The 23,071-nt window shown below is 68.4% G+C and carries 24 protein-coding genes; 9 read left to right on the forward strand and 15 right to left on the reverse strand.

Annotation, left to right across the window (positions count from 1 at the left end; translation table 11 throughout):
- Positions 1-1,045 (forward strand): DUF1648 domain-containing protein (locus tag ACM9NP_RS13570; protein WP_415647034.1); only part of this gene is annotated, 1,045 nt, incomplete at its 5' end.
- 182 nt (positions 1,046-1,227) lie between these two features.
- On the opposite strand, the gene ACM9NP_RS13575 is transcribed toward ACM9NP_RS13570, so the two are convergent.
- The 3 genes from ACM9NP_RS13575 to ACM9NP_RS13585 form a co-directional block, all read right to left on the reverse strand.
- Positions 1,228-3,123, reverse strand: coding sequence for a hypothetical protein (locus tag ACM9NP_RS13575; protein WP_415647035.1), 1,896 nt, complete (start codon positions 3,121-3,123; stop codon positions 1,228-1,230).
- A gap of 2 nt (positions 3,124-3,125) precedes the next feature.
- A complete protein-coding gene (locus ACM9NP_RS13580) occupies positions 3,126-3,443 on the reverse strand; it encodes a hypothetical protein (RefSeq protein ID WP_415647036.1) in 318 nt (105 codons plus the stop codon).
- Positions 3,444-3,740: 297 nt separating this feature from the next.
- Complete coding sequence (locus ACM9NP_RS13585) at positions 3,741-5,375, reverse strand: DNA repair helicase XPB (protein WP_415647037.1); 1,635 nt, start codon at positions 5,373-5,375, stop codon at positions 3,741-3,743.
- Between the two features lie 371 nt (positions 5,376-5,746).
- Here ACM9NP_RS13585 and ACM9NP_RS13590 point away from each other — a divergent pair, with 371 nt between their 5' ends.
- Positions 5,747-6,544, forward strand: a complete 798-nt coding sequence (locus ACM9NP_RS13590; protein WP_415647038.1) for a L,D-transpeptidase family protein — start codon at positions 5,747-5,749, stop codon at positions 6,542-6,544.
- 95 nt (positions 6,545-6,639) lie between these two features.
- Here ACM9NP_RS13590 and disA read toward each other — a convergent pair whose 3' ends face one another.
- Complete coding sequence (disA, locus tag ACM9NP_RS13595) at positions 6,640-7,692, reverse strand: DNA integrity scanning diadenylate cyclase DisA (RefSeq protein WP_415647106.1); 1,053 nt, start codon at positions 7,690-7,692, stop codon at positions 6,640-6,642.
- A gap of 290 nt (positions 7,693-7,982) precedes the next feature.
- On the opposite strand from disA, the gene ACM9NP_RS13600 reads away from it, so the two are divergent.
- Positions 7,983-8,600, forward strand: a complete 618-nt coding sequence (locus tag ACM9NP_RS13600; protein ID WP_415647039.1) for a hypothetical protein — start codon at positions 7,983-7,985, stop codon at positions 8,598-8,600.
- A 219-nt stretch (positions 8,601-8,819) separates the two neighbouring features.
- Positions 8,820-9,326 (forward strand): hypothetical protein, encoded by a 507-nt coding sequence (locus ACM9NP_RS13605; protein ID WP_415647040.1) that lies wholly within the window; start codon positions 8,820-8,822, stop codon positions 9,324-9,326.
- 12 nt (positions 9,327-9,338) lie between these two features.
- On the opposite strand, the gene ACM9NP_RS13610 is transcribed toward ACM9NP_RS13605, so the two are convergent.
- Entirely contained in the window at positions 9,339-10,079 is a 741-nt protein-coding gene (locus tag ACM9NP_RS13610) for a lysophospholipid acyltransferase family protein (protein WP_415647041.1), read from the reverse strand.
- 197 nt (positions 10,080-10,276) lie between these two features.
- Here ACM9NP_RS13610 and ACM9NP_RS13615 point away from each other — a divergent pair, with 197 nt between their 5' ends.
- The 3 genes from ACM9NP_RS13615 (at position 10,277) to ACM9NP_RS13625 (ending at position 12,838) form a co-directional block, all read left to right on the forward strand.
- On the forward strand, positions 10,277-11,104 hold the full coding sequence (locus tag ACM9NP_RS13615; protein WP_415647042.1) for a polysaccharide deacetylase family protein: 828 nt from the start codon (positions 10,277-10,279) through the stop codon (positions 11,102-11,104).
- Positions 11,105-11,213: 109 nt separating this feature from the next.
- On the forward strand, positions 11,214-11,735 hold the full coding sequence (locus tag ACM9NP_RS13620; protein WP_415647043.1) for a SigE family RNA polymerase sigma factor: 522 nt from the start codon (positions 11,214-11,216) through the stop codon (positions 11,733-11,735).
- A complete protein-coding gene (locus tag ACM9NP_RS13625; protein ID WP_415647044.1) occupies positions 11,732-12,838 on the forward strand; it encodes a TolB family protein in 1,107 nt (368 codons plus the stop codon). The genes ACM9NP_RS13620 and ACM9NP_RS13625 overlap by 4 nt, the downstream gene beginning before the upstream one ends.
- Before the next feature lie 165 nt (positions 12,839-13,003).
- On the opposite strand, the gene ACM9NP_RS13630 is transcribed toward ACM9NP_RS13625, so the two are convergent.
- From ACM9NP_RS13630 to ACM9NP_RS13665, 8 genes are all read right to left on the reverse strand, one after another.
- Entirely contained in the window at positions 13,004-13,363 is a 360-nt protein-coding gene (locus tag ACM9NP_RS13630) for an SHOCT domain-containing protein (protein WP_415647107.1), read from the reverse strand.
- 533 nt (positions 13,364-13,896) lie between these two features.
- Positions 13,897-14,583 carry a tRNA (guanosine(46)-N7)-methyltransferase TrmB gene (gene trmB / locus ACM9NP_RS13635; protein ID WP_415647045.1) on the reverse strand — a complete coding sequence of 229 codons (687 nt, stop codon included), beginning with the start codon at positions 14,581-14,583 and terminating at the stop codon, positions 13,897-13,899.
- 112 nt (positions 14,584-14,695) lie between these two features.
- Positions 14,696-15,136 (reverse strand): nitroreductase family deazaflavin-dependent oxidoreductase, encoded by a 441-nt coding sequence (locus ACM9NP_RS13640; protein ID WP_415647046.1) that lies wholly within the window; start codon positions 15,134-15,136, stop codon positions 14,696-14,698.
- A 160-nt stretch (positions 15,137-15,296) separates the two neighbouring features.
- Positions 15,297-15,740, reverse strand: coding sequence for an SRPBCC family protein (locus tag ACM9NP_RS13645; protein WP_415647047.1), 444 nt, complete (start codon positions 15,738-15,740; stop codon positions 15,297-15,299).
- A gap of 118 nt (positions 15,741-15,858) precedes the next feature.
- A complete protein-coding gene (locus ACM9NP_RS13650) occupies positions 15,859-17,091 on the reverse strand; it encodes a class I SAM-dependent methyltransferase (RefSeq protein ID WP_415647048.1) in 1,233 nt (410 codons plus the stop codon).
- The gene (locus ACM9NP_RS13655; protein WP_415647049.1) at positions 17,078-18,418 is read right to left on the reverse strand and encodes an FAD-binding protein; all 1,341 of its coding nucleotides are present in this window, start codon (positions 18,416-18,418) and stop codon (positions 17,078-17,080) included. The genes ACM9NP_RS13650 and ACM9NP_RS13655 overlap by 14 nt, the downstream gene beginning before the upstream one ends.
- A gap of 245 nt (positions 18,419-18,663) precedes the next feature.
- Complete coding sequence (locus ACM9NP_RS13660; RefSeq protein ID WP_415647050.1) at positions 18,664-19,695, reverse strand: NAD(P)-dependent alcohol dehydrogenase; 1,032 nt, start codon at positions 19,693-19,695, stop codon at positions 18,664-18,666.
- 148 nt (positions 19,696-19,843) lie between these two features.
- On the reverse strand, positions 19,844-20,194 hold the full coding sequence (locus tag ACM9NP_RS13665; protein WP_415647051.1) for a hypothetical protein: 351 nt from the start codon (positions 20,192-20,194) through the stop codon (positions 19,844-19,846).
- A 190-nt stretch (positions 20,195-20,384) separates the two neighbouring features.
- Here ACM9NP_RS13665 and ACM9NP_RS13670 point away from each other — a divergent pair, with 190 nt between their 5' ends.
- Positions 20,385-20,783, forward strand: coding sequence for a hypothetical protein (locus ACM9NP_RS13670; protein ID WP_415647052.1), 399 nt, complete (start codon positions 20,385-20,387; stop codon positions 20,781-20,783).
- A gap of 138 nt (positions 20,784-20,921) precedes the next feature.
- Here ACM9NP_RS13670 and ACM9NP_RS13675 read toward each other — a convergent pair whose 3' ends face one another.
- Positions 20,922-21,353, reverse strand: a complete 432-nt coding sequence (locus ACM9NP_RS13675; protein ID WP_415647053.1) for a PH domain-containing protein — start codon at positions 21,351-21,353, stop codon at positions 20,922-20,924.
- 182 nt (positions 21,354-21,535) lie between these two features.
- On the opposite strand from ACM9NP_RS13675, the gene ACM9NP_RS13680 reads away from it, so the two are divergent.
- Positions 21,536-22,708, forward strand: coding sequence for an acetyl-CoA C-acyltransferase (locus tag ACM9NP_RS13680; RefSeq protein ID WP_415647054.1), 1,173 nt, complete (start codon positions 21,536-21,538; stop codon positions 22,706-22,708).
- A gap of 70 nt (positions 22,709-22,778) precedes the next feature.
- Here ACM9NP_RS13680 and ACM9NP_RS13685 read toward each other — a convergent pair whose 3' ends face one another.
- Positions 22,779-23,042 carry a cell division protein CrgA gene (locus ACM9NP_RS13685; protein ID WP_415647055.1) on the reverse strand — a complete coding sequence of 88 codons (264 nt, stop codon included), beginning with the start codon at positions 23,040-23,042 and terminating at the stop codon, positions 22,779-22,781.
- Between the last annotated feature and the right edge of the window lie 29 nt (positions 23,043-23,071).

Below are 23,071 nucleotides of genomic sequence, written 5' to 3' on the forward strand. Positions count from 1 at the left end.
GTCCCGCCCCGGCACGCCGTTCGGAGTGCGCGTCCCCCACGATCGGGAGCGGGACCCCGTCGTGGCGAGGCAACGCCGTCGGTACGGCGGCAGTGTCCTCGCCGTCGGCGCGATCGGCTCGATCGCGCTCGTCGCCGGAAGCCCGCTGGCGGACGCGATGGTCGTCGGCGCGGTGGTGACGACCGCGTGCGTCCTCGCGGACCTCGTGCTCATGGGCCTCGCACACCGGGCGATCAGCACGGCGAAACAGAGTCAACGGTGGTACGCCGACACGCGCCAGGCCGTCGTCACGGACACGACGCTTCGCACCGACCCGGTGCCGGTTCCGCGATGGGGCCTCATCGGCGCTCTCGCCGTCATCGCGCTGACGGTGGTGCTCGGCGGGCTGCGCTACGGCGAACTGCCGAGGCCGCTCGTCTACCCCGGCGGCGAATCGGTGCCGACCACGCCGTGGACCGCGTTCGGCCCGGTCATCGTGCAGCTGGTCCTCGCCGCCGTCATCCTCCTGGTCGTCCTGGGAGTTCGGCGGTCGCGGCCCGACCTCGACGCCGCGAGGCCGATCGCCTCCGCCCGTCGCTACCGGCTCTACCTTCGCGCCGTCTACACGACCCTGTTCACCACGGCGATCGGCGGAAGCCTCAGTCTGATGCTCGTGGCGCTGAACCTCTGGGCCGTGATCCCCGATACGCCCCTGTGGACGATCGTGGCGATCGTCCCGATGGTCGTCGTCGCCGCGGGATGGCTCGTCCTCGTCTTCACCGTCGGCGACGCCGGGCATCGCCTGCCCGCGGTGGACGGCGATGAACCGGCCGACGCCGCGCCCCAACGCACCCAGCACGATGACGATCGGTACTGGCACCTCGCGGGCAACGTCTACTTCAACCGTGACGACCCGGCGTTCCTCGTTCACCGACGAGTGGGCGCCGGTTGGACGACCAACATGGCGCACCCCGGAAGCTGGGTGATCCTCGCGGTCGTGATCGCCCTGATCGCGTTGGCGGCGTTCGGGATCATTCCAAACGTTCACTATCGACTGACGCTGTAGGACAGTCCACTGGGGTGAATCTAATCGGCGATGCCGGGACGGCACCGTTCGAGCGTCCTCAAGCGTGCGGGGCACAGGTGTCAAAAGAAGCTCCCGCACACGTGAGCCGTGTGCGGGAGCTTCGGACGGCGCGGCTGTGGTGTCCGGACACCACANCCGCGCCGTGTAACAGGATCTCCAGGTCAGTTGCCGTTGCGAGCGCGAAGAATCGCGTACGCCTCGTCTTCCCACTTGGCGTACTCGCCGCGGTATTCCTCGGCCGGGCGCTGGACGGTCGCCGCCGCGTCCGTCAGCTCCATGTTCTCCCAGTTCGGAACTCGCTCAAGCGCCTCGTAGAACTTCGTCGCGGAGGTCGTCGGGTCCATGAGCTCCTCGATCGGGCCCCACCAGCGCGAACGCTGCTGGAACAGACCGACGGAGTCGTGGTCGCTGCCGACACCCTCGTTCGGGATGTCGAGCGAGGCCGGCACCGAGTCGTTGGCGAGGTTCCGCAGGGTGCTCTCCTGCAGCGCGGTCGCGATCGCGATCGCCTGGCCGCGCTCGCTGATACCGAGAGCCTCACCGGCTTCGATGATCGACACCGCGTTGGCCATCTGAGCGGCGTTGAATCCGGGGATGGGCTCGGGGATCCCGACCGGGCCCCCGTCGCCGTCGCCGTCGTCTTCACCGTCGCCATCGCCATCACCGTCACCGTCACCCGCGCCGGGGTCGCCCTCGCCGGGGTTACCCGTTCCCGGGTCACCGGTTCCGGGGTCGCCGGTTCCGGGGTCACCCTCACCGGGGTTGCCCGTTCCCGGGTCACCCTCACCGGGGTTGCCACCAGGGCTTCCGTTGCCCGGGTCACCCTCGCCGGGGTTGCCCGTTCCGGGGTCACCGGTTCCCGGGTCTCCAGTGCCGGGGTCACCCGTTCCGGGGTCACCCGTTCCGGGGTCACCCGTTCCGGGGTCACCCGTTCCGGGGTCACCCGTTCCCGGGTCACCGGTTCCGGGGTCGCCAGTGCCGGGGTCACCGGTTCCCGGGTCACCGGTTCCGGGGTCACCGGTTCCCGGGTCACCCGTTCCCGGGTCACCGGTTCCGGGGTCACCCGCTCCGGAGTCACCCTCGAGCGCGTCGCCAACGCCGGTCAGTACGTCACCGATGAGCTGGAAGACGTTGCGGTCACCGTCGCCACCGAGCGCCTCACCGGCGCCCTCCATGACGTCACCGATCTTCTCGAGCAGCGAACGGTCGCCAGAGGCGTTGCCGTCACCGCCGGAGAGGAGCTCGCCGATGGAGTTGAGGGCGTCGCCGATCTTCTGGGTCTTCGAACGCTCCGGGTCACCCTCGCCGGGCTTACCGTCGCCGGGCTTGCCTCCGGGCTCACCCTCGCCGGGCTTACCGTCGCCAGGCTGACCGGTTCCGGGCTCACCCGAGCCGGGCTTCCCGTCGCCGGGCTGACCGGTTCCGGGGTCGCCCTCGCCGGGCTTACCCTCGCCGGGCTCGCCGGTTCCGGGCTCACCCTCGCCGGGCTTACCTTCACCGGGTGTTCCGTCTTCGCCGCTGGTGGTCGACATGGTGCGGTTGGCCGTGTCGGTGCCGCCCATGATCTGCGCGAGCTGGGATTGGGCGGTCTGGTCCGCTTCGGTCGCGACCTGCAGGGCCTGGCGAATGTAGGCCTGGACCTGCTTTGCCCGATTCTCAGCCGCGGTGATCTCGGCCTGTGCCGGGTTGGGACCGAGTGCGGCGTAGTTGACCTTGATGGAGCCGTCCTGGTTGATGACGCCGGGGATGGACGGCGCCATGCTGATGACGGATTCCAGCATCTCCTTGGCCCACTTCAGACGGTTCGCCAGGTTGGTGACGATCGTGTCGACTTCTTTGAAGTGGTGGGAGGTGCGGGTGTACTCGCTGGTGTGTCCGGTGAGCGCGTTGATCGCGGCGATCGCGTCCATACCGGCCCACACTGCGGACAGGATTTTCTTCTGAATGTCGGTCTCGGTACCGAACTGCTCGAGTTCGGTGGCGACCTTGCGGGCGTGGTCGGCGAATTCGATCAGCGGATCGATGACGACTTCACGCAGTTCCTTGAAGTCCACCACGGTCAGTTACCTCCGACTCGGCTGATCTCGGGGCTGAACGCCGTGATGTTGCGACCCTGCTGGACGTCGTTGGTGCCGTGGTTGGCCGCGGCCTGCACCAGGTTGTCGCCGAGGGTCTGCGACGTCGCCGCGAGGCCACGAGCCCGGGTCTCCAAGTGCTGCACCACTTGGCGCAGCGTCGAGACCGATGACAGGCAGTTGTTGCACTGCAAGCCACTGCTGAGCTTGGGCACGGCCTGCTCCAGGTACTGCTGCGCGTCGTCACCGACGCGGCGCACCTTGCCGCCCGCGCCTCTCACGCGGTATTCGTCAATTTCCACGTATCGTCCTTTCGGTCCGAACGGGGGCGACCGTTCGCACCCCGTCGCGGGGATTTACAGCATGTGAACACCTTAGAGCCACAACGACATCAAATAAAGACACAGTTCGATACATATCCGTAGCGGAGGCGGAAAAACGCGAAAAGTATTCAGGGCGGCTACGGGTTTGTACGGGTTCCCGTACTGGCGAACGTTTTCCCATGTCCACCCGGCGATCCGGACGGGCGCGAGCGGACGACGTCGACGATTGTACCGACGGGTAAGTCCAATGTGCCGTGATGAGCTCGGAGTCGGACCTCAGGCCGCCACGTCGTCGGCGTCCATAATGGTGTAACTGTAGCCCTGCTCGGCGAGGAAGCGTTGCCGATGCGCCGCGTAGTCGGTGTCGACGGTGTCCCGCGAGACGACCGTGTAGAAATGCGCCGTGCGTCCGTCCGCCTTCGGTCGGAGAATCCGCCCCAGCCGCTGTGCCTCCTCCTGGCGCGAGCTGAAGGTGCCCGACACCTGGACCGCGACACTCGCCTCCGGCAGATCGATAGAGAAGTTTCCAACCCTCGATACGATGAGGGTCGTCAGTTCACCCTGACGGAACGCCTCGAACAGCTCCTCGCGGCGCTTCGTCCGCGTCGATCCCTGCACGAGGGGCGCGTCCAACGCCGTCGACAGGGCTTCCAGCTGCTCCAGATACGCGCCGATGACGAGCGTTCGCTCGCCCGCGTGCCGCGCCACCAGATCCCGCACCACCGGGATCTTGCTATCCATGGTGGCGGCGATCCGATAACGCTCGGTCTCCTCCGACACGGCGTACTTCATCCGCTCGTCATCGCTGAGGCTCACCCGCACCTCGGTACAGCGCGCGGGGGCGATCCAGCCCTGAGCCTCGATGTCCCGCCAGGGGGCGTCGAAGCGCTTCGGGCCGATCAAGGAGAACACGTCCGCCTCCCGGCCGTCCTCCCGCACGAGCGTCGCCGTCAAACCGAGACGCCGCCGCGCCTGTAGATCGGCGCTGAAACGGAAGATCGGGGCGGGCAGCAGATGCACCTCGTCGTAGACGACGAGCCCCCAGTCGCGCGCGGAGAACAGGTCCAGGTGTCGGAACTCGCCGCCGCTGCGAGACGTCAACACCTGGTACGTGGCGATCGTGACGGGCCGGATCTCCTTGCGCTCACCGGAGTACTCGCCGATCTCGTCCTCGGTGAGACTCGTGCGCGCCAACAGTTCCCGGCGCCATTGGTGCACCGAGACGGTGTTGGTGACGAGGATCAGCGTCGTAGACGACGCCCGCGCCATCGCTCCCGCGGCGACCAACGTCTTCCCCGCGCCGCACGGCAACACGACGACACCCGAACCGCCCGACCAGAAGCCGTCGACCGCCTGCCGCTGATAGGGCCGCAACGTCCAGCCGTCCTCGGCCAGGGTGATCGGGTGTGATTCGCCGTCGACGTACCCGGCGAGATCCTCGGCCGGCCAGCCGAGCTTCAACAGCGCCTGTTTGAGACGTCCTCGTTCACTCGCGTGGACGACGACGGTGTCGTCGCCGATCGCGGCTCCGAGCATTCCGGCGAGCTTTCGACTACGAGCGACCTCCGCCAGGACGGCCGGGTCGCTCGACTCCAGGACGAGGCCGTGAGCGGGGTGCTTGATGAGGCGAAGCCGACCGTAGCGGTCCATCGTCTCGGTGATGTCGAGCAGCAGCGCGTGCGGCACCGGGAAACGGGCGTACGTGAGGAGGGCGTTGACGACGGACTCGGCGTCGTGCCCGGCCGCGCGGGCGTTCCAGAGGCCAAGCGGTGTGAGTCGATAGGTGTGAATGTGTTCGGGGGCGCGCTCGAGTTCGGCGAACGGGGCGATCGCCAGACGGCACTCGTCGGCCTGCGGATGGCCCGTCTCGAGCAGCAGCGTCTTGTCGCTTTGAACGATCAAACAGGACACGCGTACCTCCGAGCTGCCGTGGTGGTCCCGTCCCTTGCCAGGGAGTTGGTGGACGGGCGACCGCTCGGCACGCGGGGAGCCTGCGGGCGGTGTGATCAAACCTCGATTATGACCCGAGTTCGCGGGTGCGTCCATGTGCCGCGCCAGTCCGGCGCCAGGGGTCCACTGAAGATGGCCCGCACGCTGCGGAAGGTGGCACGGATGGGGGATTAAACATGTGAAGTGATGGGAGACAATGGAAGCGGCGTAAGTGTCCATAGTTTCGCCAGTGAAACAGCGTAACGATTACGCATCGATGACAACCTGCGGTGTCATTCGACGCGTCTGTGTCTACACATCCTTTTCCCGCCGAGTGGAAGGCCCCCCCGCCGATGCGTATCCGGCGTTCACTTGCCGTATCCGTCGCCGCCGTCGCGGCGGTTCTCGCCGCCAGCGCCGGTGTGTACGCGTACGCGTCCGCGCCCGACGCCGACACCGCGTCCCCGCCGCCGGTGGAGAAGACGGCCGAACCCGAGAAGACCGAGCCCGAACCCGAGGCGGACCCGGACCCCGGCCGAGTCCCGACCACCAAGCACAAGTGCGGCGACACCGGGGAGGAACAGCTCGAGGTCGAGCGGATGCTGTCGATCATCGGCGGCTACGGCGAGATCTTCGTCGACGGCGATCAGTCCAAAGAAGACTGCAAGGCGATCAAGAAGTTCCAGAAGGACATGGGCATCCAGCCCGCCAACGGATACGCGGGTGATCTGACGCGGTCCGTCGCCGAGCGCATCCGCGACACCGACTTCCTGTCCTGCGACCCCGGCGACGACCTCGTCGTCTGTGTCGACCTCACGCATCAGACCCTGTGGGTCGTCGACGCCGACGGCGAGCGCGTCTTCGGGCCGACGGTCGTCCGCACGGGCATGGCCGGCTACGCCACGCAGACCGGCAAGCTCCCCATCGCCAATCGCGCCGAGCGGGAATGGTCCGTGCCCTACAAGGTGTGGTTGCCGTACTGGCAGCACTTCTACATGGGGCAGGGCCTGCACGAGACGACGACGTACCTGCACGACTCGTTCGGATCGCACGGCTGCGTCAACCTGCTGCACGACGACGCGGTCAAGTTGTACGAGCTGCTCGACGTCGGAACGGTTCTGCACATCTTCGGGCATCGTCCCGGGACCTGATCCCACACAGGTTGAACGGCGCCGCCCGAACTCGGGCGGCGCCGTTCGCGCATGCGGCCTCGTCGGAGGCGCGATCTGACACGGCGGGACGGGCGCTAGACGTAACGCTCCAGTATCGACACTTCGGCGAGTCGGGACAGGCCCTCTCTGACGCCGCGGGCGCGGGTGTCACCGACGCCGTCGACGGCCTGGAGGTCGTCCACCGTCGCGCCGAGAAGCCGTTGCAGGGAGCCGAAGTGCTCGACGATCCGATCGACGACGGCGCCGGGCAGCCGGGGAACGCGGCCGAGCAACCGGAAACCGCGGGGGCTGATCGACAGATCCAGGGTCTCCGATCCTCCACTGTGACCGAGGGCGCGGGCGACGGCCGCGAGGTCGAGCATCTCGCCCGACGTCAGGGCGTCGAGGGATCGCAGCGCCGCTTGCAGTTTCTCGCGGTCGGCGTCGGCCGGGAGGTAGTCGCGGACGATCAGGGTGCGGTCGGCGTCGACCCCGGCCATGAGTTCGTCCAGTTGCAGGGCCAGCAATCGACCGTCCGTACCGAGCTCGATGACGTAGCCCTCGACCTCGTCGGCGATGCGGCGCACCATCTCCATGCGCTGCACCACGACCATCGCGTCGCGCATCGTCACGAGGTCCTCGATCTCCAGCGCCGACAGGGTTCCGGCGACCTCGTCGAGCCGGGACTTGTACCGCTCCAACGTCGCCAGGGCCTGATTGGCGCGCGACAGGATCGCGGCGGACTCGTCGAGGACGTGGCGATGACCGTTGACGTACAGGCCGATGATGTGCATGGACTGGCTCACGGAGATGACGGGGCAGCCGGTCTGCTTCGCGACGCGCTCGGCGGTGCGGTGCCGGGTTCCGGACTCCTCGCTGGGGATCGTGGGGTCGGGCATCATGTGGACGGCCGCGCGGACGATACGCGCCCCGTCGTTCGCCAGCACCACCGCTCCGTCCATCTTGCACAGTTCGCGGAGGCGGGTCGCCGAGAACTCGACGTCCAGGGTGAAACCGCCCGTGCAGATCGACTCGACGACCTTGTCGTACCCGAGCACGATCAGCGCCCCGGTGTTCCCGCGCAGGATCCGTTCCAGGCCGTCCCGGAGCGCGGTGCCGGGTGCCATGAGCGCCAGGGTCGCCCGCATCGGGTCGTCGTGATCGGCTGGCAATACCACGGGTGGGCTCCTATCGGGCTCCTTGCGTATCAGGCTCGTGCCTGCTTAGTCTAGGGGTTGCCTCGTCACCTCCAGTCGTGCGAGGCGCGCGCGAGGGTGGTACCCGACCGGGTGGAGATCGTCGGATGGCGTGCTCGGATCCGTGCCGCGCACCGGCTCACCGGTGAGGCGGGAACACGGCGACCGTCGGGCGCGGGGCCGACGGGGGTGACCGATGTCGCCGTCGCCGGGGCCCGTCCGTTGGACATCGAGGGTGAGACATGACGAAACGAACGCGCCGCGAGGGCGCCGCCGAATGGGTGGTGTTGCGACGGCGACTGCCCCGCCGCGCCGTCGTGCGGTTGGCGGCATTCGCGGCGTTGTGGTCGGTCGTGACGGGAATGACCGCGATCCTGTTCACCGGCGAACCCTCGACGCTCGACTCGGGCGCCGCGAACCCCGCCGCCGGCGCGACCGGCTTCGTCGCGCTCATCGCCTCGCTCGGCGTCGCGTCCGCGATGGTGACGGTCGTGCGACCGCCGCAGTTGGCCGTCAACCACTACGGAGTGATGGTGCGACCGGCGTCCTACCGAACGTTGCTGCTGCCGTGGGTTCACGTCGAGGAGGTCGCGGCGGTGACGGTGCCCGATCGCGGAGCCGGTGACGGATACCTCCTCATCGCGTGTGACGACTACATGGGTCGACACAGCGGCGACCGACCCCGCTTCGCCGATCAGGCCGTCCTCCGGGAGGCGAACAGGTCGACGGAGGGGCGGGCTTCGGGCTTCGACGTCGCCGTGCGACTCACCGACTTCCATCACGACCCGCGGACGATCCTGTCGGAGGTGGCCCGGTACGCGCCCGACCACGTCCAGGTCGTCGACAGGCTCGACGACTAGATCGTTGGTAGGACATTGTTGAATCGCCGTGAGCTGGGGATTTCGGCTTGGTGGGTCNTTCNTCCTGCCGGTGCATCGCCTCGCGGTCGCGTTCGTCGCCCCACCNAGCCGAANGTTCGGCGCGTGGAATCCTTGTGTCCCTTGATATCCACGTTCGCGGCGGTCACTCGACCCGATGCGGCCCGGGGAGGGTGTCCGGTGCCGTTACCGTGTCTTCCCATGAGTACCCCGCATTCGTCACCGTCCGAACCGCCCCGCCTCACCCACGTGGGCCCGCCGTCGGCGATCATCACCCGTTCGACTCGCCCGTCCGACATCACGGCGGCCGTCGCCGCGTTGTTCGTCGTGGCCGGCCTGGAGTTGGTGGTCTTCGGCACGGCGGTGTCCAATGGGCCGCAGCTCGTCAGGTCCGTCGCGGTCTACATGCTGAAGGACTTGGCCGTCGCCGCGGGCGCGATCGTCGCGGGCGTCCTGGTGCTGGGAGGCAGCCGAGTAGGACAGGTGCTCGGCTTCGCGACCGCCGGAACGGTCGCCTGGGGAGGGGCGCTGGCTCTCGTCGACTTCCTCTACCAGACGGTCGTGCATCCGATCCACATCGTGGGCACGTTCTCGTCGATCCAGACCGCCCTGTACGTGTACGTGCCGATACTCGCCGCCGTCGCAGCGGTCATCGCGGTGGTCCTGCTCGCACGGCGCTCCGCTGACGACTGGATCGCGCGGCGGTGAACGTCCCGCGGGTCAGTCGTCTTTCTTCTCGTCCTTCTTCACGGGGCGGCGCCGCGCGTAGGTGTCGACGTACTCCTGACCGGACAGCTCGCCGATCGCGTACATGATCTGGTCGGTGACGGCGCGCAACGTCACCCGGTTGTTCTCCATGCCCTCATAACGACTGAACTCGAGCGGCTCACCGACACGCACCTCCACCTTCGCCAGGCGGGGGACCGTCGCTCCGAAAGGGAGTACCTTTTCCGTCCCGGTCATACCGATCGGGACGACCGGAGCGCCGGTCGCCAGCGCGAGCCGGGCGACGCCCGTCTTCCCCCGGTGCAGCAGGCCATCGGGGCTGCGGGTGCCCTCCGGGAAGATCGCGAAGACGCGGCCGTCCCGGAGCACCTGCTCGCTCGGCCCGAGGGCCATCGCGCTCTTGCGTCCACCGGAACGGTCGACCGCGACCTGGTCGAGAGCCCGGACGGTCGCGCCGATCAGTCGGCCCTTGACGCCCGAACGCTGGAAGTACTCGATCTTCGCCATCGTCGCGATGTGTCGCTTCGTCGTCAACGCGAGAAAGTAGTGGTCGGCCACGGACAGGTGATTGCATGCCAAGATCACCGGACCGGACTCCGGAATGTGCTGGGTACCTTCGATAGTCGGGCGCCAGGCGGCCCGCATCGCGGGTACCACGGTCAACTGCAATGCCTTATAGAGCACGAAGGACTCTCCCATTGGTCCGCTCGGCTTCGACCCCTCAAGGCCGGTCAACTGGCCAACGATAATGGCACCTGGTCACAGCCGGTGAGCCGGAATCGCGAGCTGAGGTGATCGGCACAGTCACTAGGATCGGCCGACCGTCACCATCATCGCTGGACCGCCGTCGACACGGGTGCTTTCGTGGTCGAAGTCCCATAGCGCGTTACTAGAAGAACACACGGTGATGGTGACCGTCTAGATTTGACACCATGCGTCGAACGGTTGTCGTGGTCGGTGTCCTTCTGAGCCTGGTCTTCCTGGCCGGGGGCGGCTACGCGATCGGCGCGACGCCCGGTCTGCTCGGTTCACCGCAGCAGGGCGCGGTCGTCCGACCGGGCGTCTCCGAAACCCCCGACGAACCCTCGCGGAGCCCCGGCCCGTCCCCATCCCCGTCACCGAGCCCGACCGTCGATCCGCCCGTCATCGACGACGCGACCAGGGGCGGCCCCTACGGCAGCGTCGACGTCACCGGCTCCGAGGCGGTGGCCCTGACCTTCGACGACGGCCCACACCCCGTCTGGACCCCGAAGGTGCTCGCGAAACTGCGCGAATCTGGTGTCACGGCGACGTTCTGCGTCATCGGGCGCCAAGCCCGGCAGTACCCCGAGCTGATCCGCGAGATCGTCGCGGATGGACACACCCTGTGCAACCACAGTTGGAATCACGAGTTCGATCTCGGAAAGCAGAGCCGCGCCGCGATCGCGAAGAACCTGAAGCGCACCAACGCGGCGATCCGTGCCGCCGTTCCCGACGCGCGCATCGGATACTTCCGGCAGCCGGGAGGAGAGTGGACGAAACGCGTCATCTCCGTCTCGGAGAAGCTCGGCATGGCGCCCGTGCACTGGTCCGTCGATCCGAGCGACTGGAACTCCGAACGCAAGGCCACCCAGATCAACAAACAGGTCGTCGGTGACGTCGAGGCCGGCGACATCGTGCTCATGCACGACGGCGGCGGCGACCGCGCCCGGACGCTGAAGGCCCTGTCGCCGATCCTGTCCGACCTGTCGTCCCGATTCATCCTCATCGGACTGCCGTAGCGCCTGGAGCCGCCCGCGCCCACCGACGGCGGAACCGATCGGCCCGAACGGCAACCCCACGCGCGAAAGCCGCGTTTACGAGGGCAGACCGGTCGGAAGGAACCACCCAATGACGACAGACTCGACACGAGAGTTCGCGGCGTTCGTGCGCGCGCGGAGTCCGGCGTTGATTCGGTCGGCGTATCTGCTCACTGGAGACCAGCACCTGGCCGAGGACCTCGTCCAGTCGGCGCTCGCGCGGACCCACCGCGCGTGGCGTCGAGTGGAGAGGCTGGGAAACGCCGAGGCGTACACCCGCCGCGCCATGTACCACCTCCAGGTGTCCTGGTGGCGCAAGCCGCGCGTCACCGAGTACTACCCCGAGCAGCTACCCGAACCGCGGACACCCGGCGACGACCACGCGCACGAACTGGAACGGCGGGACGTCCTCCGCCGCGCCCTGGCGCGGCTCACCGTCAAACAACGCACCGTCCTGGTGCTGCGCTTCTACGAGGATCGCAGCGTCAAGGACACGGCCGAGACGCTCGGCTGTAGCGAAGGGACGGTCAAGAGCCAGACCGCCAAGGCGCTCGGCGTCCTCCGCCGTCACGAGCCGAACCTCACCGAGCTCTACGCAAGGAGTTTCGCATGACGAACGAAGACCATATTCACGACGACCTCGCCGCGCTCGCCTCCGAAGCGACCGCGCCGGACCTGTACGACGGCGTCCTCACCGAATCTCGACGACTGCGGTTCCGCCGCGCGGCGATCGCCGGCTCGGCGGCCGTCATCGTCGCCGTCGGCGGCGTCGCCGGTGCCGCCGGGCTCGCCGGTGCCGAGGACACGCCACTGTCGACATCGCCCGCCGGGCCGTCGACCGACGCGCTGAACGGCACCCTGTACGACTCCGGTTTCCGTCAGGGCCCGGAGGGCGAGAGCCTGTACCGATTCACCGCCGGAGACGAGACCAGCACCGTGGTCTTCACAAAGGACGGCCTCTACTACCACACGGCGGCGGTGTCGCCCGACGGATCGAAGGTCACCTACCTCGACGGGGAGCAGGACGGCGGCGCGATCAAGCTCCGCGACACGGAGACCGGGGACGTCACCGAGCTGGGCGAGTACGCCGGCGCGGGCATCTGCTCCACACCAGTGTGGAGCGTCGACGGGCAACGCGTCTACGTCGATCACGGACCCGACGCGACCGGCGCCCGCTACGGCGTCATCGACATCGCGACGAACGAGGAGACCCCACTGGACGAGGGCGGCTGCGACACGCAGGTCGCGGCCGATCCCGACGGTGGCGACATCCTGTACTGGATCACCGGTGGCGCAACGGACCTGGAGGTCATGCGCCACGACTCGACGGGAACGACGACGACCCCCGTCGGCGACTTCATGCGAGATCAGGGTGCCGTCCTCGGCGAGTTGACCGCGGTCTCCCGCGACGGTTCCCTGGCGTGCATCCATTACGGCGGAGTGGACCCGGTCGGCCCCGGCCTGGACCGCATGAACGTCTGCCTGGGGATCATCGACCTCACCACCGGGAAGTTCGTCCTGACCTTCGAGGAAACGGACGAGCGGGCGGGAACCGCGTTGACCTTCGACGTCGACGGGATGCTCCTGCTGACGGCGAACGGCGGCAGTGCCCTCGAACTTGTCGAAATGGACGGTACGACGGTCGACTCCATCACCGTCGCGACCCACCCGGGCGAACCGAGCGGCTCGAACCTGCTTCGATTCGTTTCCGCGTAGCACCCGTGGAACGGCCCCGCGCCCTGGGAGAAGAAGGGGTGCGGGGCCGCCTGCCGTTCAGGCGAGCCCGCGATCGGCCGGATGCCGACGCGGATCACACGAACCGGGAGACCATCCAGAGTAAACGGCGGGACGAGGTTCGGCAAAGGTGCTTCGGCGCACCGGTCACAGGCCGAGCAGTCGATGTTTCGCCGCCGCGAACTCCTCGTCCGTGAGGGAGCCGTCGGAATGCAAGGCCGCCAGGCGTTCCAGTTCGCCGACGACCGTTCCGTCCCTGCCCTGGCGGGGAGAAGCGGTCGACGCCCGTCGATCGGTCTCGATCCGCATCGCGGACCGGAGTTTCGCCAGACTCGCCGTGCGCGCGCTCTCCGTCGCCATCAGCCGCGGCACGGCGACGCGGGGTCGTTCGGCCGCGGACGGGGTGCGTTTGTCGTAGACCGCAAGCAGCGGCCGATTCCGATGCTCCGGCGGCAGTTCGACGGCAACGTCCCGCCGTCGGCCATTGTGGTCGACGAAGGCGAGCATCGACGTCCGCGCGTCGGATCCGGCCGGGGCGGGGTAGGCGCGGGCGGGGACGGCGACGTGCCCGAGGAACAGTCGAGGGACGAGCGCGGTCCGTTTGGCGGTGTGCAGTGCCCCGAGCAGCGNCGCGACGGCTCCGATCGCCGCGATCGCCGTCGCGGCGATGATCCAGGCGTCGACGTCGCCGCGATCGACACCGTGATCGAGGACCGAGGCGTTCCAACCGGCGGCCAGCGCACTCGCGACCAGCGCCATCGCCAGCCCGACCGTGGCGTGTTGCGTCAGGACGAAGGCGAGGACACCGGACGCCACGGCGGCGGCGATACCGCCGATGAGGGCCATCGCGCGCCAGTCGTCGGTGCCGCACGCCGACACGTCGCACTCCCAGACGATCTGGCTCTCGTCCCGCGCGTACACGTAGGACAGGAACCATGCGGCGCAGCCGAACGGCAGCGCGAGCAGGACGCGGAGCACTTGGGCGAGGTCGGGTGGACGGAGCATCGGGCCTCACAAGGTCGATCGAGGGGCGGATCGATTCAGGCGACGCGGGTGAAGATGAGATCCCGGATGACGCGACCAGCGTCGACGCCGCGTTGTTCGAACTTGGTGACGGGCCGTTCGTCCGGGCGCGGCGCGTACCCGTCGTACCGGTTCTCCAGGCCCGGGTCGGCCGTCAAGGTCGCCAGCATGACCTCGGCGTAGTCCGCCCAGTCCGTGGCGCACCACAGTGTCCCACCCACTCGGAGCCGGGAACGCAGGACCGCGAGCCGGTCGGGCCGGATCATCCGTCGCTTGCGGTGGCGGACCTTCGGCCACGGGTCGGGGAAGAACAGGTGGATCGTGTCGACCTCGACGTCGGCCAGGTGATCGGCGAACAGGGTCAACGCGTCGCCGTCGAAGATCCGCAGGTTCGACACGCCTTCGCGGTCGGCGCGATCGAGCAGGTTCCCGATGCCCGCCAGATGGACCTCGATCCCGAGATAGTCGCGGTCCGGGTCGGCCGCGGCCATGTCGACGGTCGTGTCGCCCATGCCGGTGCCGATCTCGACGACCAGCGGCGCGACCCGTCCGAACACGGCGGCGTGGTCGAGCGACTCACCGGGACGCAGTGTCACGCCGAGTCTCGGGTACAGCCGCTCGACGGCGGTTTCGTGGCGCTGACTGACGCGTCCGCGTCGCGGGTAGAACGTGCGGATGGTGGAGCCGGTATCGACGGTGCTCATAGCGGCTCGACCCTACCGGCCGCGACCACCGTCACCCCCGGCATGGTGACCGGATTCTCGGGGACTTCCGGCTTCCGACGGCCGGAGGCCCTCTGCGGCCGGGCCCGTGGGCTCACTCGGACTCGCGCAACCGAATGACGGGGATGTCGCGTTCGGTCTTGCGCTCGTATTCCGCGTACGGCGCGAAGACTTCGACGAGGTGCGGCCACACGCGGCGTTTCTCGTCGGGCGACAGTGTCTCGGCGACGGCCGTGAACCGGCGGGCCCCGACGCGAAGCCGCACCCGCGGATTCGCCACGAGGTTGCGGTACCACGCAGGGTCGGCGGCGGCCCCTCCGTTCGACGCGACGATCAGGAAGTCGTCGCCGTCGCGGCCGTAGATGAGGACGGTGCGATGCCAGTCGCCGCTGGTGCGGCCCTGATGATCGAGGAGCAGGCACGGTGCCCCGTGCATCGTCGTTCCCTTGGCGCCGTCGGACTCCTCGTAGAGGCGAGCCTGATCGGCGACCCAGGCGCTCGGACTCGGCAGCGGGTCGGTTTCGGTGCCACGCATGTGGTTGCCTCCCGGAATGCGGTGGACGCGAACGCCGTCAGCGTACGCCGGTGGGAGGCCGAACGGTCCCGATTGCGCCCGACGGGCCCACGACGTGACCACCGATTCGCGTGCGTCGCAACGATTCCCGGACCGGTCGCTCGTCGGTCGGGCGGGACGGTCAGGCTCCTGTCAGGAGCGCCGCGAGCCGCTTCAGGAACGCCGCCCAGCCTTCGAGCATGTCGCCGCGCTCGGGCTCGTCGTGCTCCGTGTACGGGCCGTGCGTCAACCGCAGTACGCACCCGGTCTCGGTGTCGGTGATGTCGACGGTGACTACGGTCGGAGCGGCGTCGGGCTCGTGCGCCCACGCCCAGTCGAACACGAGCGTCCCGGACGGGTCGAAGTGTCGAATCGTTCCGTTCATCGTCTGGTCGCCCATGCCGAAGTAGACCTGGTAGACACCGCCGGGGCGGGGGTCGATCGTCAGTCGGCCGGCGGCCCACCAACGCTTCAGCAGCTCCGGGTCGGTCCACGCGTTCATGGCGGTCGTCGCCGATACGCCGTCGAGCGTCACCAGCGCGTGGACCATGTCGCCCTGGAGCGAGGTGATCACCTGAGAAGTCATGGCCGTCTCCGTCATCGAGAAATATCACTATAAGTATCTCGCTACAACGTAGCGAAGTACTCGGCGCCCACACTACGACGCGGTGGCGACGGCCATTCCGGCAGCGGTTCGGCCCTCGTCACCAGGTCGGACGCAACGGCATCGCGGGCAGGCCTCGCGCGCCGGGTTTCACGCCGAGCATCTGGTGCAGTTGGATCCCGTTGTGTTCGAACCCGAGCCGGGAACCGACGAGGTACAGCCGCCACGCGCGCGCGGTCTCGATGCCGACGCGTTCCACCGCCCGATCCCAGTTCTTCTCCAAGTTGGACACCCAGGCCGCGAGAGTCAGGGCGTAGTGCTCCCGCAGGTTCTCCTCGTGGGACACCTCGAACCCGGCGTCGTGCATCCCTGACATGAGGACGCCCGGTGCCGCCAGGGACCCGTCCGGGAAGACGTACCGCGAGATGAATCCGCCGCGTGTGATCGGCGGGCCGAAACCGTTGGGCTTGGTGATGCAGTGGTTCAGCAGCCGCCCGCCGGACTTCAGCTTGCCGTAGAGGAAGCGGAAGTAGCCCGCGAGATTCTCGACGCCGACGTGTTCGGTCAGGCCGATCGACGACACCGCGTCGAAGTCGCACTCGCGCACGTCTCGGTAGTCGACGTGCCGGATCTCGGCGAGTTCCGACAGGTTCTCCTCCTTGATGCGCTGCGCGCCCCACTCGGCCTGCTCTCGAGAAAGGGTGACGCCGACCGCGCGGGTGCCGTAGTGCTTGGCGGCGTGGATGACCATTCCGCCCCATCCGCAGCCGACGTCGAGCAGTCGGGATCCCTGCCGCAGGTCGAGTTTGCGGGCGACGAGGTCGTGCTTGGCGTACTGGGCGTCCTCGAGCGAGGTCGTCGGTTCGGCGTAGAGGGCGCACGTGTACGTCATGGCGTCGCCGAGGACGAGCTCGTAGAAGTCGTTGCCGACGTCGTAGTGGTGCGAGATCGCGGCGGCGTCGCGGGCCTTGGAGTGCTTGCGCCCCGCCAGCCGCGCCTCGCGTTGCGGCAGCGGTGGACGACGAAGCAGCCGTAGCCCGCCGAGCGCGGAGAAGATGCGCAGCGAGTCGGCGCCGGAGACGTTCACGCGAATGTTCCACAGTGAACGCATCGCCGAGTACAGGTCGCCGATGACGTCGACGGCGCCCGTCACGTAGGCCCTCGCCAGCCCGAGTTCGGTTCTGCGGGTCGTGGCGAGGTAGTTCAGCGCGTCGGGCGAGCGTATCTCGAGGACCGGCGCCCCGGCCGCCTCCACACTCGATCCGTCGTAGGCCTTGAAACCGACCGGAGGCTCATCGCCCAGCACGGTTGTGAACACATCAGCGAGTCGCATTGTCTCCCACCACTTTGTCGAAGAGATCGGGCAGCCGCCCGGTTGGGTCGTAGCGCTTCTTCACCTGTCGGTACGCGGATTCGTCGTAGTCGCGCCAGAACTGTGAACGGTCGTAGTGGACTGTCGAGTAGAGGGACTTGTGGCCACCGTGATCGATGACGAGCTGCTCGACGAGTCGGTTGTGATGGTCGTCGGCCTGACCGTCGGCGAGACCGACGGTCGCCCAGAATCCGAAGTTGACGTAGGTCCCGGAGGTGAGCGGGTACAACGGCGGCGTCGTCGCCGTCGTCGACCGGAGCGGGCAGATCCACACCGGACGGATGGGAATGTGCCGGCTGAAGGCGTCGAGGAAGGACGCCGATTCGGCGAGCGGGATCTCGACGTCCTGGATGACGGCCTCGCGGCGTTGGCCCCGAGCCCGCGCGATCCGGCGGCTCAGCCCGATCCGTCGATCGAGTGCGACGAGTCTTCTGTATACATCGGAGCGGCGTAGCGGCACCGGCCAGAAACGACGCAGGTGGCGGTTCTGGACGCCGAACGCGGCGGAGCACCAGAACCAGTCGGTGTCCCACCGCCACAGGTAGTCGGCGACGGTGAGGCGGTCGGTGTCTCGACGCCGAATCGAGCGGTAGTAGATGGACTGTCCGGTGTAGTCGCTGGTGGGGCCCGGCTCGATCGTGAACCGCCCGAGTGTCACATAGGACTCGCACGGGGTGAAGGACACGCCGTCGCAGAAGTCGACCTCGGGGTCGTCGACGTGTTCGGCGAGACCGTCGAAGAGCTCCCGCCCGGTCACGTAGCGGACGTGGCGGAGCGCGACCGTCGGCATGGTCGGAGCGAGCTCGATGACCAGGCGGACGGCGTAGCCGAGGGTGCCGTACGAGTTCGGGAAGCACTCGAACAGGTCGTCGCCGGGGCACACGGTGACGACGTCGCCGGACCCGGTCAGGACGTCCATCTCCCGCACCGCCTCGTGCGGCATGCCGGCGCGGAACGACGTCGACTCGATGCCGAGACCGGCGACCGCCCCACCGAGCGTGATCGTCTTCAGCTGTGGGACGACGGTCGGCATGAGTTCGTGCGGCAGTGTCGCCGCGACCAGGCGCTCGTACGTGATCAGGCCGCCGACCTCGGCGGTGCGGGCGTCGACGTCGATCGACAGGACCGTGTCGAGGCCGTCGACGGGCAGCCCCGGCCGCCGGTCACGACCGCCGAAACGGAACAGGTTGGAGCCCGGCTTGGCCAGGCGAACCGGAATGTCGGCGGGCATGCCGCGCAGGCTCGCCGCCAAGCGCCGGACGGCGGCGTCGTGACGCGTGCGATACATGGTCAAACGGTAATCCCGAGAGGTCGGTCGCGTCGGGGCTTTCGGTTCACGGGCCGACGACACCGAGGCGCTCCGACTACGGGAACGACTGCGGCGCACCGGCTCCGACTCGAAATTTCCGTGGACGTGCTGTGGCCCCGGACCGTTCGCGACCGGAGCCGGGCCGAGGCCGTCGACGAGGTGGCCCGTCGGTCCGGTGTCGGGGGCCGCGGGCTCGGATGACGTCGATGGTCGGTCCACGGTCGTCAGGGAACGAGTACGGCGCGGCCGGTGACCTGGCCGGCCTCCAACCGGGCGAACACGGACGCCGCGTCGTCGAGCGGGTGCCGCTCGACGGTCACGGAGATCGCACCCCGCTGGGCGAGCGCGATCACGTCGTGCAGGTCGGCGCGGGTTCCGCCGTACGGTTTCACGACTCCCGCCCCCCACGGGAGCCCGATCGGCGGCGCGGTCGCGGCGAACGGCAGGGTGCCGCCCGCGAGGCCGACGGTCACGATGCGTCCGTACGGGGAGATGACGTCGGCGGCGAGTTTCACCGTCGGCTCCGCGCCGACGAAGTCGAGGACGACCTGGGCGCCTCGGCCGTGGGTGAGGTCGAGGATCGCGTCGGCGGCGTGGGAGTCGGAGACGATCGTCTCGTCCGCGCCGAGGCTCGCTGCGTGTTCGAGCTTGCTCGTGTCCAGGTCGACGGCGATGAGACGCGAGCCGTACATCGCCGTGAGGATCTGCACCGCCATGTGGCCGAGCCCGCCGACACCGATGACGACGGCGGTCGCGGTCGGGACGAGGAGGTCGGACGCGATCCGGATCGCGTGGTACGGCGTCAGTCCGGCGTCGGTGAGGGGGGCGGCGTCGACCGGGTCGAGACTGCCGAGCGGGACGAGGAACCGGGCTGGCGCGACGACGTACTCGGCCATGCAGCCCTGGAAGCCCAGGCCGGGACCGGGGACGATCGACCGGCCGTACTTCTCGCAGGCGTTCTCAAGCCCCGACGCGCAGGTCCGGCACATTCCGCAGCCCCAGCAGAGGTAGACGAGGACCTGGTCCCCGGAGCTCCAACCGCTCACCCCGTCGCCGAGTTCGGCCACCTCTCCGCTGACCTCGTGTCCGATCGTCATGGGGACGAGCGGCCAGGTCTCGTCGTGCAGGATGTGCAGGTCGGAGTGGCAGACGCCCGCACCGGTGACCTTGAGCAGGACCTCCCCGGGGCCGGGCCGAGGCATCTCGATGTCGACGATCTCGGCGGTCTTCGGAGCGGTGAGTCGATATGCCTTCATGAAGTGCATCTTCGACGCCGAGTGTCGCTATCGCATCCGATTCGTCGGATTCGCCCCGCGACAATCCATTGTGTCTGGTGTAGTCGGCGTCGCGTGTGGCGCTTGATGCGCCGTCGAGCCCGGAGCCTGGGAGCGGGCGGCTCCGGTGCTACGCGTGGGAAGCGCCGCTGGGCGCGAGGTGTCGACGGCAGACGTCGGCGGCCGTCAGTCGCGGCTCGTGAAGCGCGGCGGCGTAAAGGCCGAGACGCTGGGCCGCGGCGTCGAGATGCTTCCAGAACACCATCGGCAGTTCTCGCTCGTGTCCGGCCTCGACGAGGGCGGCGAAGGCGGCGGACAGTTCGGCCGCGGCGAGGTGGTGCCGATAATCGTCCAAACTGGCGTCACTCATTCCATTGAGTACGGTGGCGGCGGCGGTGAGATGCCGCTCCGTCTCTGCCTGGTATTCCTCGCGGGGTGCTGAGGCGGTCAGTCGGTCATCGGGCGTATCCGGCTTCCACACGCGAACCATTGTGGCCCAAGAAAACCGTTCCGGCCAACCCAAATGATCGTGAATCTGTATCAATTTGTCGGAATCGTTCCCCGCGCGGCGAAAGCGGCGCCCACAACGTCCGCCGATCCCATTATGGACTTCCATAGGGTGGGCTGTTCGATACGGATGTCGTGTCAGAGGCGGATGACACAGTCGCACCATGACAGTCAGTACGCGACCACACCGTCGCTCCCCGGCCGCACCCCTCACCGACGACCGCGCCCCGTACTCGCGCGACCGGGCAGCCGTTTGCATCGTCGAGAGCCGCTTCCGCTTCCCTTCGACGGATGTCGACGAGCGCGGCTTCCGCCGTCCATCGGTCGACGTCGACGAGAGCGGCTTTGGTCTCTCGCCCCTCGACGTCGAGGAGAGCGGCTTTCGTCTTTCGCCCCTCGACGTCGAAGCGTCCGCGCCGATCATCGACGCCGAGCGCGCCTCGCTGCTCCTCGACAGACTTCGCCACGCGGCGGACAGTTCCCCAGACCGCCACGCCTACGGAGGATCGACGACGGAACCGGAACCACTGGGCCGCATCCTGGGCACGTTCCTGCGGTTCTGAGCGCCGCCGGCCAAGCCATACCCTCCGCTTGGTTGGGCAAAAGTTCCGCTTGGTTGGGCAAATTGCGAAAACACGCCTGATTCCGACATTTGCCCAACCAAGCGGAATGACGGCACGCCCGTTTGAGGCGCGGGCGGATCACGGAGCGCTGGTGGTCTCCTGCCGAAGCTCGTTGAGGGTGGCCGCGGCCTCGGCGGGGTCCTCGCCGATCTCGCTCTTGCTGAACAGGAACAACGTCGTGTCGATGTCGATCTCCAGGAGAACCGACGTTCCGGCGAGCCGCCGCCGCTCGTCGACCCGGATGCGGCTGATCTCGCCCCACGCGAGTCGCCGCTCGCCGAAGAAACCTCGGGAGACGCGCACGCCGTCGGCGTCTGCGGTGAGCCGGACCGGGTTGATCAGGTCGCGCAGGGCGTAGGACGCGAGGATGATCGCCGCGAACGCCGCGACGAGGAAGCGCGCGCTGTCGTCGGCGTACCACAGCGCGACGAGCGCGAAGATCGCCGTCGCGGCGATCTTCGCGGTGATGATGTGCCGGGGTACGCGCCATTGCAGCGCTCGGGGTTCCACGATGCCAGTGTGCCACCGTCCGCGTCGGGTCGTCACGCAGCAGCTTCGTCTGTCCGCTCACCGTCCCGTGATCGACGGCCCGCGTCGGCTCACGGACGTCGTCAGGGGTCGAGGCGGGGTGATCGTCGACCGGACCCGGGCAACGTGATCGCGGCCGGCGGAGAAAAGTTACTGTGGAGTACATGCGTGATGCTGTGATCGTAGGTGCCGTGCGCACCCCCGTGGGCCGCCGAAACGGCGCCCTGGCCGAAACCCATCCCGTCGATCTCGCCGCCTTGGCGCTGACGGCCCTCACCGAGCGGACCGGTGTCGACCCGGCTCTGATCGAGGACGTCCAGTTCGGTTGCGTCTCCCAGGTGGGGGAGCAGTCGTGGAACATCGCCCGCAACGCGGTGTTGGCGGCCGGTTGGCCCGAACACGTGCCGGGCAGCACGATCGACCGGCAGTGCGGTTCCAGCCAGCAGGCGCTGCACAACGCGGCCGCCGCCGTCATCGCCGAGCACGCCGAGATCGTTGTGGCGGGCGGCGTCGAGGTCATGAGCCGCACCCCCATGGGATCCTCGGTCGGCCAAGGCCTCGGCCACCCGTACGGCGACCTGGTGCGTCGTCGCTACGCGGACGCCCCGGGCTTCGACGCGAGCCTGCCGATTCCGTTCAACCAGGGCGTCGGCGCGGAGCTGATGGCGAAGAAGTGGGGCTTCGATCGCGCGACCCTGGACGCCTACGCGTTCGAGTCGCACGCGAAGGCCGCCGCCGCTCAGGACGCGGGCGCCTTCACCGCCGAGATCGCGCCCGTCGGCGACTTCGCGACCGATGAGGGCGTCCGGCGCGACACCAGCCTCGAGAAGCTCGGTCAGCTTCGCGCCCCGTTCGACGCGGAGGGCGTCGTCACCGCCGGGTCGGCCTCGCAGATCTCCGACGGCGCCGCCGCCGTCCTCGTCATGTCCGCGCAGAAGGCCGCCGCGCTCGGCCTGACCCCGTGGGCCCGGATCCACACCGCCGTCGTGGTCGGCAGTGATCCCGTGATGATGCTGACCGGACCGATCCCCGCCACGCAGCGGGCGCTCGATCGGGCGGGGTTGACGATCGACGACATCGGCGCGTTCGAGGTCAACGAGGCCTTCGCACCCGTCCCGCTCTCATGGCTCGCGGAGACCGGAGCGAACCCGAACCTGCTCAACCCGCTCGGCGGAGCGATCGCCCTCGGCCATCCCCTCGGCGCGACCGGGGCCCGACTGACGACGACCTTGCTGCATCACATGCGCGCCAACGGTATTCGTTTCGGGCTACAGACGATGTGCGAAGGCGGGGGCATGGCCAACGCGACGATCTTCGAGGCCCTCTCGTTCTCCTGACCGCACGATGACGGCCGTCACCTCGCGCGGGCACCCCGCGACGGTGACGGCCTGTTCGTGGTCTAGTGCCCTATCGCCAGCGCGACAGGACGAGCAGGCTCGCGACGAGACCGGCGAAGCCGATGCCGAGGTTCCAGTAACCCCACGCCAGCACGGGGTACTCGCCGCTGGTGAGGTAGTACGTGACGAGCCATCCGATGCCGAGCACGATGAGCACCACGGCCAGCACGGGCACCCAGGTGGGACTGGGATGTGAGCTGGACTGCGGGGTCTTCGGGCGCAGCTCGGCGGGAGCCGTGTAGACCTTCTTCTTCCGAACGCGCGACTTGGGCATCGATGAACTCCTGATGAGGGACTGGCCGG

It is taken from the genome of Stackebrandtia soli, from assembly GCF_965137155.1.
Taxonomy (GTDB): domain Bacteria; phylum Actinomycetota; class Actinomycetes; order Mycobacteriales; family Micromonosporaceae; genus Stackebrandtia; species Stackebrandtia soli.

Coding starts and splice junctions, on each gene's coding strand:
- ACM9NP_RS13590 (WP_415647038.1), top strand. CDS start 5,747: ATGCGTATCCGGCGTTCACTTGCCGTATCCGTCGCCGCCGTCGCGGCG.
- disA (WP_415647106.1), bottom strand. CDS start 7,692: ATGCGGGCGACCCTGGCGCTCATGGCACCCGGCACCGCGCTCCGGGAC.
- ACM9NP_RS13600 (WP_415647039.1), top strand. CDS start 7,983: ATGACGAAACGAACGCGCCGCGAGGGCGCCGCCGAATGGGTGGTGTTG.
- ACM9NP_RS13605 (WP_415647040.1), top strand. CDS start 8,820: ATGAGTACCCCGCATTCGTCACCGTCCGAACCGCCCCGCCTCACCCAC.
- ACM9NP_RS13615 (WP_415647042.1), top strand. CDS start 10,277: ATGCGTCGAACGGTTGTCGTGGTCGGTGTCCTTCTGAGCCTGGTCTTC.
- ACM9NP_RS13620 (WP_415647043.1), top strand. CDS start 11,214: ATGACGACAGACTCGACACGAGAGTTCGCGGCGTTCGTGCGCGCGCGG.
- ACM9NP_RS13625 (WP_415647044.1), top strand. CDS start 11,732: ATGACGAACGAAGACCATATTCACGACGACCTCGCCGCGCTCGCCTCC.
- ACM9NP_RS13630 (WP_415647107.1), bottom strand. CDS start 13,363: ATGCTCGCCTTCGTCGACCACAATGGCCGACGGCGGGACGTTGCCGTC.
- trmB (WP_415647045.1), bottom strand. CDS start 14,583: ATGAGCACCGTCGATACCGGCTCCACCATCCGCACGTTCTACCCGCGA.
- ACM9NP_RS13640 (WP_415647046.1), bottom strand. CDS start 15,136: ATGCGTGGCACCGAAACCGACCCGCTGCCGAGTCCGAGCGCCTGGGTC.
- ACM9NP_RS13645 (WP_415647047.1), bottom strand. CDS start 15,740: ATGACTTCTCAGGTGATCACCTCGCTCCAGGGCGACATGGTCCACGCG.
- ACM9NP_RS13650 (WP_415647048.1), bottom strand. CDS start 17,091: ATGCGACTCGCTGATGTGTTCACAACCGTGCTGGGCGATGAGCCTCCG.
- ACM9NP_RS13655 (WP_415647049.1), bottom strand. CDS start 18,418: ATGTATCGCACGCGTCACGACGCCGCCGTCCGGCGCTTGGCGGCGAGC.
- ACM9NP_RS13660 (WP_415647050.1), bottom strand. CDS start 19,695: ATGAAGGCATATCGACTCACCGCTCCGAAGACCGCCGAGATCGTCGAC.
- ACM9NP_RS13670 (WP_415647052.1), top strand. CDS start 20,385: ATGACAGTCAGTACGCGACCACACCGTCGCTCCCCGGCCGCACCCCTC.
- ACM9NP_RS13680 (WP_415647054.1), top strand. CDS start 21,536: ATGCGTGATGCTGTGATCGTAGGTGCCGTGCGCACCCCCGTGGGCCGC.
- ACM9NP_RS13685 (WP_415647055.1), bottom strand. CDS start 23,042: ATGCCCAAGTCGCGCGTTCGGAAGAAGAAGGTCTACACGGCTCCCGCC.